General features: G+C 70.7%; 1 protein-coding gene. It reads right to left on the reverse strand.

Annotated elements, in window-relative coordinates:
• A partial coding sequence (locus LQV45_RS31125) for a lamin tail domain-containing protein (RefSeq protein WP_230011187.1) occupies window positions 1-1,298 on the reverse strand: 1,298 nt, incomplete at its 3' end.
• Window positions 1,299-1,597: the final 299 nt, after the last annotated feature.

Raw genomic sequence — 1,597 nt, forward strand, 5'->3', positions numbered from 1 at the left:
GCGTTGTCGGCCACCGCGGCGGTGTAGTCCGCGGTTCCGGGGCGAGCGATCTCGGTGGGCGTGATGAGCGGCTTCGTGCCGGTGGCCAGGCCGATCTCGCCGTACTGATTGGTCGAGTAGGTGTTGCTGACGGTGTAGTCGCCCTGCGGAGCGACGAGCATGCCCTCGAGCGCCTCGCGCTGCGACGCCGCACGGGGGACGGCGACGGTGGCGGGGGTGACGCTGCCGGTGCCGACCTTGCTCAGACCGCCCGCGGCGACCGAGAGCTGGGTGAGGCCGAAGTACTCCGCGACGGTTCCGGTGACCTGCACGAGGTCGCCGACGGCGACCTGGGACACGGTCGACGGCGAGTAGACGAACAGGCCGTCGGAGGCGGTGTGGGTGGCGAGGTCGACCGCGCCGCCCGTCCCCTCGGTCTGGACGTAGTACCCGGCGAAACCGCCGGTGGGGTACGCCGCCGTGACGACACCGCGCGTGGTGACGCTCTGCCCGATCAGGGGCGAGGAATCACCGGCGCCCTGGATGGTCGCGATCGGGGTGACGGATGCCGCGGGCGTCGACGGTGACGGGCTCGGCGATGCGCTGGGCGACGCAGAGGGGGATGCGGACGGAGAAGCGGACGGCGACGGCGAGGGCGTCGTCGATGCGGAGTTCTGCGGCGTGATCGCGCTGGGCTGAGTGAAGTCGGCACCGTTGTCGTCGGTGTCGGCGAACCCGGTGCGGGCGAGCGAGTTCGGCACGCTGTTCGCGCCGGTCACGGTGGCCACGCTGCCCTCGAACGTGTTCGAGGCGCCGTAGCCGAGGAGGTCGGCGATCGAGGTCTGGTTCGTGACGCTGCCGGTGGGAGCGGTGACCGCGCTCGTGGTCTTGGCGAGGATGAGCGTGCCGGTCGTACCCGACGGCGTGATCTTGCCCGCGAGGTCGAGGTCGGGGGTGGGCAGCGCCGCGCCGGTGGACCCGTTGCCGTTGAGCTGGACGAGGAAGTACGCGTGCGCCTTGATGGTGCCGCTGAGCGCGCCCACGCCGTTGGATGCGCCGGTGCCGGTGGCCGAACGGTACTGCAACGACCAGCTGGACAGGTCGACGTCGACCCCACCCGGGTTGTACAGCTCGACGAACTTCTTCGCGTACGGCGCGTTCGCGCTGCCGCCCTTGAGGTAGGCCTCGTTGATGACGACGCCCGAGCCGCCGGTGTCGGCCTGGGCGGGTGCGATCGCCGCGAGCGGGATGAGCGCCCCGACGATCGCGGCGGCGAGGGCGCTGGACAGCGCCGACATGGACAACGGGCGCGCAGACATGGCGATCTCCTAGATAGGCGTGGGGAATCACGTGCGACCGTAGGGATCGATGGTCACCGGCGGGAGATCGCGAGGTTAGCGGTTCACGAACGAGCCGGTTCACGACGGTGTCTCCGGACGCGGGAGTCGCGTGGCGACGGGCGCGGCGTCGGGTGAACATCTGCGGGTGAAGGACCCGGATCGGGTACTCGGGGGACATAATGATCGCGTGTCCGAGGCGCCCTCACCTTCCGACCGGTTCGCGGCCCCCGAGTCCGTCGCCCGGATGATGGGAGTGGACGTCGCGACGGTGCTGTCGC

It is taken from the genome of Microbacterium sp. Bi128 (assembly GCF_918698205.1).